Source organism: Streptomyces ossamyceticus, assembly GCF_001418475.1.
Classification (GTDB): domain Bacteria; phylum Actinomycetota; class Actinomycetes; order Streptomycetales; family Streptomycetaceae; genus Streptomyces; species Streptomyces ossamyceticus.
In genome coordinates, this window is sequence record NZ_LIQX01000404.1 from 1 (window position 1) to 8,165 (window position 8,165).

Annotated in this window: 5 protein-coding genes; 3 read left to right on the top strand and 2 right to left on the bottom strand. The window is 71.0% G+C overall.

Annotated elements, in window-relative coordinates; translation table 11 throughout:
• Positions 1 to 435: 435 nt before the first annotated feature.
• Positions 436 to 1,878 (top strand): DUF2079 domain-containing protein, encoded by a 1,443-nt coding sequence (locus AOK15_RS27360; RefSeq protein ID WP_055521029.1) that lies wholly within the window; start codon positions 436 to 438, stop codon positions 1,876 to 1,878.
• A 209-nt stretch (positions 1,879 to 2,087) separates the two neighbouring features.
• Positions 2,088 to 2,645 (top strand): phospholipase A2, encoded by a 558-nt coding sequence (locus AOK15_RS27365; RefSeq protein WP_055521030.1) that lies wholly within the window; start codon positions 2,088 to 2,090, stop codon positions 2,643 to 2,645.
• Positions 2,646 to 2,818: 173 nt separating this feature from the next.
• Here AOK15_RS27365 and AOK15_RS27370 read toward each other — a convergent pair whose 3' ends face one another.
• A complete protein-coding gene (locus tag AOK15_RS27370; protein ID WP_055521031.1) occupies positions 2,819 to 5,446 on the bottom strand; it encodes an ABC transporter permease in 2,628 nt (875 codons plus the stop codon).
• On the bottom strand, positions 5,443 to 6,231 hold the full coding sequence (locus AOK15_RS27375) for an ABC transporter ATP-binding protein (RefSeq protein WP_055521032.1): 789 nt from the start codon (positions 6,229 to 6,231) through the stop codon (positions 5,443 to 5,445). The genes AOK15_RS27370 and AOK15_RS27375 overlap by 4 nt, the downstream gene beginning before the upstream one ends.
• Positions 6,232 to 6,630: 399 nt before the next feature.
• On the opposite strand from AOK15_RS27375, the gene AOK15_RS27380 reads away from it, so the two are divergent.
• Positions 6,631 to 8,165: MFS transporter (locus AOK15_RS27380; RefSeq protein WP_240508613.1), on the top strand; the 1,535-nt coding region annotated here is incomplete at its 3' end.

Sequence of the window (8,165 nt, forward strand, 5' to 3'; positions counted from 1 at the left end):
CTGGGTCACTCGTGACCCGGGCTGTGTGAGGGGCGCCCAGTAGCTCGGGGGCCACTGTCGCAGGGCGACTGCGGGTGCGCTGTGGTTTCTCGCGCAGTTCCCCGCGCCCCTTGAGGTGCCCACGGTCGGCTCTGGCTCACCGCTTCATCGTGGTTTCTCGCGCAGTTCCCCGCGCCCCTTGGGGTGGCTGCGGTCGGATCTTGGCTGACCGCTTCGTCGTGGTCGTTCGCGCAGTTCCCCGCGCCCCTATCGGTGGCTGCGGGCCGCTATTGACTCACCGGCTCGTCGTGGTTTCTCGCGCAGCTCCCCGCGCCCCTGTCGGTGGCTGCGGTCGGCCTTCGACCACCGGCTCGGGCCTCTCCCCCTCCTCCGGAGGGTGTCCGCCTACTCTGTAGGGCGCCCGGTGCGCCTGTCCCGCGATGAACGTGAGTCCCGATGTCCTCGACCGTGTCACCACCGGTGTCCTCCGTACCGCCTGTCATATCCGAGCCGGTCACGGTCGCGCCGTCGCGGCCGCTCGACCGGCGCTCGTCCCTCGCTCGGCGCGCCCCCCATCTGCTGGCCCTGGGGCTGTTCGTGGCGTACGCGACGGAGTCGGTCTGCCGGTACCGGTACATGGGGACACGCTCGTGGGACCTGGGGATATTCGAGCAGGCGGTGCGGGCGTACGCGCATCTGCGGGCGCCGGTCGTCGATCTCAAGGGGCCGGGGTTCCATGTGCTCGGCGATCACTTCAGCCCCGTCACCGCGCTGCTCGCGCCGGTCTACCGGGTCTTCCCCTCGCCCGTGACGCTGCTCGTCGCGCAGGCCGCGCTGTTCGCCCTGTCGGCGGTGCCGGTGACACGGGCGGCGACCCGGCGGCTGGGGCGGTCGCGGGGGCTGGCGATCGGCGTGGCGTACGGGCTGTCGTGGGGGCTCCAGCGGGCCGTGGACTTCGACTTCCACGAGGTCTGCTTCGCCGTGCCGCTGATCGGCTTCTCCCTGGAGGCGCTGCTCGCCCGGCGATGGCGGGCGGCGCTGCTGTGGGCCCTGCCGCTGGTGCTGGTCAAGGAGGACCTGGGGGTCACGGTGGCCGCGCTCGCGCTCCTCGTCATGGTCCGCGCGGGGCGGCACGGTGCGCAGCGCGACGTCGCCCTCGGCGTCGCCGTCGCGTCGTTCGGGGCGGTCGCGGCGCTGGTCACCTTCACCATGATCATCCCGGCGTTCAACACCTCCGGGGGCTACGACTACTGGAGCAAGGTCGGCGGGGCCGGCCCCTTCGACGGCCTCGACACCAAGGTCCGCACGCTGCTGTGGCTGCTGGTCCCCACCACCGGGCTGCTCGCCCTGCGGTCACCGCTCCTGATCGCCGCCCTGCCCACCCTGGGCTGGCGTTTCCTGTCGTCGGACGAGCACTACTGGGGCACGGCGTGGCACTACAGCGCCGTGCTGATGCCGATCGTGTTCCTCGCCCTCGTCGACGCGCTGCCCGCCGCGCACCGCAGCCCCCGGCGGTGGCTGCGCTCGTACGCGTTCCATCTGCCCGCGGGGGTCGCCTCGGCGGCGCTGGCGCTGACGACCTCACTGCCGCTGTCGACGCTCACCGAGGCCGACGCCTACCGGGTGCCGGAGCGTGTGGTGGCCGTGGAGAAGCTGCTGGCCACGATTCCGGACGGCGCCACCGTCGAGTCCAACGTCGGCCCGATCAGCCGTCTGACGTCACGCTGCCGCGTCTTCTGGATCGGAAGGACCAAGGACCTCGCCCCGGACTACATCGTCTTCACCAACTCCTCGCGGTGGGTTGAGGACGTTCCCCGGTACGCCCGTCAGCTGCATCCCCGCCACCGCTACGAACTCGACGGCCTCGTCCAGGGATACGTACTGCTGCGCCGCGTCTGACACCCGGTGCCCAGCACCCAGCACCCAGGGGGCCCTGCGCCCAGCACCCAGAGGGCCTTGCGCCCCTCCTCCGTATCCCATTCCACGGGAATACGGAACACCTTCCGCAATTCCGCGCACTGCACCAAGGGACAATTGGCGCCCCTGCGTGGACATGGCACCGTGGCGATCGCTTCCCGAGCATCGGCCCACCAGAAACGGGGAAAACCATGACCACGTTACGCAGAGTAATTCCCGGCGCGACTCTTTCGGCGGTTCTTCTGCTGACCGGCGCCGCACCCGCCCTCGCCGGTCCCGCCACGGCGGACGGCGGGGCGTCCACGCAGGCGGTCGCCGGCGTCACCAAGGCGCAGAAGCTCTCGAAACTGGGCACCCTGACGGGGAACTCGTCCGGCTCCCAGACCAACTGGTTCACGGCGCTCGGGCAGTACCGGAGTCACAAGCCGGCGATCACGAAGTACAAGTTCAACTGGAGCACCAACTACTGCAATTCGTCACCGGACAAGATCTGGGGCGGCTACGACTTCTCGTTCGCCTGCTACCGGCACGACTTCGGATACCGCAACTACAAGACGATCGCGGGCAAGGCCGCATGGAAGCGGTCCCACAAACTCCGGATCGACCAGGCAATGCTGGGCGACATGAACCGGGTCTGCGGACAGAAGTTCTGGGCCGATCCGCTGACGCCGCCCGTCCGCAAGAAGGCCAAGGCCGCGTGCCTGAAGACGGCGAAGAAGTACTACCAGGCCGTCCGCGCCGCCGGCTGAAGCCGCCGCAGCGGGACCGGCGGCACGAGAACGGCGGGGCGTGGGGATCATTCCCCACGCCCCGCCGTCTCCCTGTCCTCACAGCCCCTCGGGCGGGACCCCCGTACCGGTCCGAGGGGCCGGTCCGAGGGGCCGGTCCGCCCAGCCCGTCCCCGGTCCCTTCCTCGCCGGCGTCAGTCCGTCGCGATCGCGTTGAGGACGTTCATCCGTCCCGCCCTGAACGCCGGGACGAGGGCGGCGAACAGGCCCACGAACGCCGAGCCGATGAAGACTCCGATGATGGTCGGCCACGGGATGTCCAGGACCTCCAGGCCCTCCAGGGCGAGGAGCCGCTGGGCCGTCGCGCCCCAGCCCATCCCCAGGCCCAGGCCCAGCAGCGCGCCGAACAGGGCGATCACCACGGACTCCAGGCGGATCATGCGGCGCAGCTGGCGGCGGGAGAGGCCGATGGCCCGCATGAGGCCGATCTCCCTGGTGCGTTCGACCACCGACAGGGCGAGGGTGTTCACGACACCGAGGATCGCGACGACGATCGCCAGGGCCAGCAGGCCGTACACCATGTTGAGCAGCTGGCCGACCTGGTCCTGCAGGGCCTGCTTGTAGTCGGTCTGGTCCATGACCTTGACCGTGGGGTCCTTGGCGACGGCCGTCTTGAGCGCGGCGTACGCCTGGTCCTTGCTGCCCTCGTCCGCCTTGGCGAGCAGGGCCGTGTCCAGCGGCAGCCGCTCGGCCGGCACATAGCGTTCGACGGTCGTGAGGTTGGTGTACATCGCGCCCTGGTCGAGGCCCGTGTCGTCGGAGGTGATGGCCGCGAGCCGCAGCTTCGCGGTGCGGCCCCCCTCGAAGGCCACGGTCAGGGTGTCCCCGACCTTCACGCCCGCCTTCTCGGCGAACTCGGAGCCGACGGACATCGCGTCGGCGCCGTACGCGGCCGCGAGGTCACCGGAGACCGTCTCCCGGCGCAGGTCCTCGGCGTAGGTGGCCTCGGCGGCGAGCAGCTGCCCCGACTCGGAGGTGCCGTCGGGCGCGGTCACCTTGGCCGGTGTCTCCTTCATCCGGGTGACGTGGCCGAGTCCCTCGACCCCTTCGACCGCCTTGACGGTGGCGGGGTTGAGGGGCTTGCCGCCGTTGCCCGCGGTGATGATGAAGTCGGCGCCGACCGACTTGTCCAGCTCGGCGGTGGCGGAGGTCACCATGGAGGAGCCGACCACGGAGAGGCAGGCGACCAGGGCCAGGCCGATCATGAGGGCCGCGCCGGTGGCGCCGGTGCGGCGGGGGTTGCGCAGCGCGTTGCGCTCGGCCATCCGGCCGACGGGGCCGAAGGCCCGCAGCAGCACCGCGCTGAGCACCCGTACGACACCGCCCGCGAGGAGCGGGCCGATCACGACGAAGCCGATGAGGCTGAGGACGATGCCCACGCCGAGGATCATCGAGCCCTGCTTCGCCTGGTCGGCGGTGGCCGCAAGGTAGAGCGCGAAGGCGCCGGCGCCGGTGAGCACCAGGCCGACCAGGCCCCGTACGAGTCCGGCCCTGCCGTCCGCCGGGGTGCCGGCGTCGCGCAGCGCGGCCATCGGGGAGACCTTGCCCGCGCGGCGGGCGGGCAGATAGGACGCGAGGACGGTGACCACGATGCCCAGCAGCATGCCGATGGCCGGGGTGGTCCAGCTCACCGTCAGGTCGCGGGTGGACAGTTCCATGCCGACGGCCGACATGAGCTTCATCAGGCCGACCGCGAGGCCGACGCCCGCGCCGACACCGATCAGCGAGCCGAGGACGCCGAGCAGTGTCGCCTCGACGAGCACCGACCGGTTGACCTGTCCGCGGGAGGATCCGACGGCCCGCATCAGACCGATCTCGCGGGTGCGCTGGGCGACGAGCATCGAGAACGTGTTGATGATCAGGAAGACCCCGACGAGGAACGCGATCCCGGCGAAGCCGAGCATGCCGTACTTGATGACGTTCATGAACTCGTCGACGTCGCTGCGGTTGGCGTCCGCGGTCTCCTGCTGCGTGCGGACCTTGTACGCCGTCTGCTGCTCGCCCTTCGCGCCCTGCCCGCCCTGCTCGGTCCGCGCCGTGAGCGCCGCCAGGGCCGAGCTGACGTTCCGCTTCAGCCGCGTGTCGCTGACGCCCGCCTCGGCGGTGACGTTCACCTGGGTGAACCGGCCGATGGCGCCGAGGAGTCCGCGCTGGGCGGTGGCGGTGTCGAAGAAGACGACGGCGGCACCGGGGTTGGTCACCTTGAACGAGGCGATGCCGACGATCCGGGCGGTGATGTCCCCGCTGACGGTGATGGTGCGCAGCTCGTCACCGAGCTTCAGGCCGTGCTTGTCGGCGGTGTCGGCGTCGACCATCACCTGGGTCGGGCCGCGCGGGGCGTGTCCGGAGGTGATCTCCATGGAACGGAGGTCGTTCTTCGTCCAGTTGCCCGCGATGGTGGGGGCGCCGGTGGAGGACCCCATGTTCTTGTTGTCGCGGTCGACGACGGTCACGTCCATCGAGGAGACGGCGCCCTCGGCCGACTTGGCGCCCTCGACCGCGGCCACCTTCTTCACCAGGGAGGCGGGCAGGGAGTCGGGGCGGCCGGTCCGGGACACCTCGTCGGGCTCGCCGCCGTCCGCGGAGACCGTGACGTCGGAGGAGGTGGCCGCGAACAGCTTGTCGAAGGTGGTGCCCATGGTGTCGGTGAAGACGAGAGTGCCCGTCACGAACGCCACTGACAGCATGACCGCGATGGCCGACAGCGCCATCCGTCCCTTGTGCGCGAAGAAGTTGCGCATCGATGTCTTCATCACGCTCATGACGTGCGCCCCCGGGCGTCGAAGTCCTTCATGCGGTCCAGGACCTGGTCGGCCGTCGGCTGGTGCATCTCGTCGACGATGCGCCCGTCCGCCAGGTACAGCACGCGGTCGGCGTAGGAGGCGGCCACCGGGTCGTGGGTGACCATGACGATGGTCTGGCCCAGTTCGTCGACGGAGCGCCGCAGGAAGCCCAGCACCTCGGCGCCGGCCCGCGAGTCGAGGTTGCCGGTCGGCTCGTCCCCGAAGATGATCTCGGGGCGCGCGGCCAGGGCCCGGGCCACGGCGACGCGCTGCTGCTGGCCGCCGGAGAGCTGGGTCGGCCGGTGCTTCAGCCGCTGGGCGAGCCCGACGGTCTCCACGACCCGGCCGAGCCACTCCTTGTCGGGCTTGCGCCCTGCGATGTCCATGGGGAGCGTGATGTTCTCGATCGCGTTCAGCGTGGGCAGCAGGTTGAACGCCTGGAAGATGAACCCGATCCGGTCCCGGCGCAGCTGCGTGAGCTTCTTGTCCTTCAGGCCGGTGATCTCGGTCTCGTCGAGGTAGATCTGACCGCTCGTCACGGTGTCGAGTCCGGCGAGGCAGTGCATGAGCGTGGACTTGCCGGACCCCGAGGGCCCCATGATCGCGGTGAACCGGCCCCGCGCGATGTCCACGTCCACATGGTCGAGGGCGACGACACGGGTCTCGCCGGACCCGTACGCCTTCACGACCTGCCGCGCCCGCGCGGCAACGGCCGTACGCCCTCCAGTGCCCCCGTGCCTGGTGATGGTCACAGCCGATGTCACGGTATGTCTCCTAAGTCGGTCAACAGCGGGTGCTGTTGCTCGGTCGGTGGTGCTGTCGCTCGGTGGTGCCTTGAGTCTGGTGGCCCAAGGGGGTCCCGCGCGCTGGTGCTCGGCGCAGTCTTCTGCTGGGGAAAACCCCACCCCCGCGGGTCCGGTCCACCGCCCCCCAGCGGCGTAAAGCCAGGTTAAGGACGGGTACCGTCCCGTCTCTTCCTCCGGCGGTACGAACCCGCCCCTGGCCGTAGTACGGAGATACCCCTAGGGGACCTCCACCGAGGGGTGGAGCCGGCCTCAGGGTTCGGCTCCACCTTCCGGCGCACTCGGGCTGCACCCTGCCGTGACGTGAGGGACAAGTGGCATGGTGGTCCCCGGCAGATAGATGCAGGGGGAAGGAATCCGGTGGGCGAGACACGACCCGCGCTACGCGACACGGCACAGCACACCGGATCCGGCAGACGAGGGGCGGTCACCGCCGCGCTGATGCTGGCCATGGGCCTGGCCGCGCTGGACTCCACGATCGTCTCGACCGCCGTCCCGCAGATCGTCGCCGACCTCGGCGGCTTCTCCGTCTTCTCCTGGCTGTTCTCGGGTTATCTGCTCGCCGTCACCGTCACCCTCCCCGTCTACGGCAAGCTCTCCGACACCTTCGGCCGCAAGCCGGTGCTGATCGCGGGCGCCGCCCTGTTCCTGCTGGGCTCGCTGCTGTGCGCGCTGGCCTGGAACATGGGCGCGCTGATCGCCTTCCGGGTCGTCCAGGGCCTGGGCGGCGGAGCGCTCCAGGGCACGGTGCAGACGCTGGCGGCCGACCTCTACCCCCTGGAGGAGCGCCCCAAGATCCAGTCCAAGCTGTCCACGGTGTGGGCGGTGTCGGCGGTGGCCGGCCCCGGAGTGGGCGGGGTCCTCGCCGCCTACGCGGACTGGCGCTGGATCTTCCTGATCAACCTCCCGCTCGGCGCGGCGGCCCTGTGGCTCCTGGTCCGGCATCTGCACGAGCCGGTCCGGGAGCGGACCACGCGGCCCCGGGTGGACTGGGCCGGCGCCCTGACGATCTTCGCCTGCGGAGGCGCCCTGCTGACGGCGCTGGTGCAGGGCGGGGTGGCCTGGGCGTGGCTGTCCTGGCCCTCCCTGACCCTGCTGGGCACGGGGGTCGCCCTCGTCGTGGTGCTGGTCCTCATCGAACGCCGCGCCGCGGAACCGGTCATCCCCGGCTGGGTGTGGCGCCGCCGCACGATCGCGGCCGTGAACCTGGCGCTGGCCGCGCTGGGCCTGCTGATGGTGGCGCCGACGGTGTTCCTGGCGACCTACGCCCAGTCGGTCCTGGGCCTGGCCCCGGTGGCCGCCGGCTTCGTCGTCTCCATCTGGACGCTGAGCTGGCCGGTGTCGGCGGCCCTGAGCCAGCACGTCTACCGCCGCATCGGCTTCCGGGACACGGCGATCCTGGGCATCACGGCGGCGGCCCTGCTGCTGTTCGCGTTCCCGTTCCTCCCCTACCCGGGCGAGGCCTGGCAGCCGACCCTTCTGATGCTGCTGCTGGGCGCCGCGCTGGGCCTGTTCCAGCTCCCCCTGATCGTGGGCGTCCAGTCGACGGTGGAGTGGGAGGAGCGGGGCACGGCGACGGCGTCGATCCTCTTCTGCCGCCAGACGGGCCAGACCCTGGGGGCCGCGGTCTTCGGCGCGGTCGCGAACGGCGTGCTGGCCTCCCGTCTGGGCGGCGCGGGCGACCTCGACGCGGTCACCCACGGCCTGGACGCGGGCACGACGGCGGAGCCGGTCCGCCGTGCGGTCGCGGAGGCCGTCCACGCGGTCTACCTGGGAGCGGCGTGCGCGGCGACGGTCGCGCTGCTGGTGCTGTTGGTGGTGGCGCCGCGCGTCGCCGCCAGCCGCTTCCTTCAGTCCTTCAGGACCGGGAACCTGCGCGGCGCCACCACCAACAG

Bases quoted from the DNA above. Each gene is read 5' to 3' on its own strand.
- AOK15_RS27370 (WP_055521031.1), bottom strand. From the start codon at position 5,446: ATGAGCGTGATGAAGACATCGATGCGCAACTTCTTCGCGCACAAGGGA.
- AOK15_RS27360 (WP_055521029.1), top strand. From the start codon at position 436: ATGTCCTCGACCGTGTCACCACCGGTGTCCTCCGTACCGCCTGTCATA.
- AOK15_RS27365 (WP_055521030.1), top strand. From the start codon at position 2,088: ATGACCACGTTACGCAGAGTAATTCCCGGCGCGACTCTTTCGGCGGTT.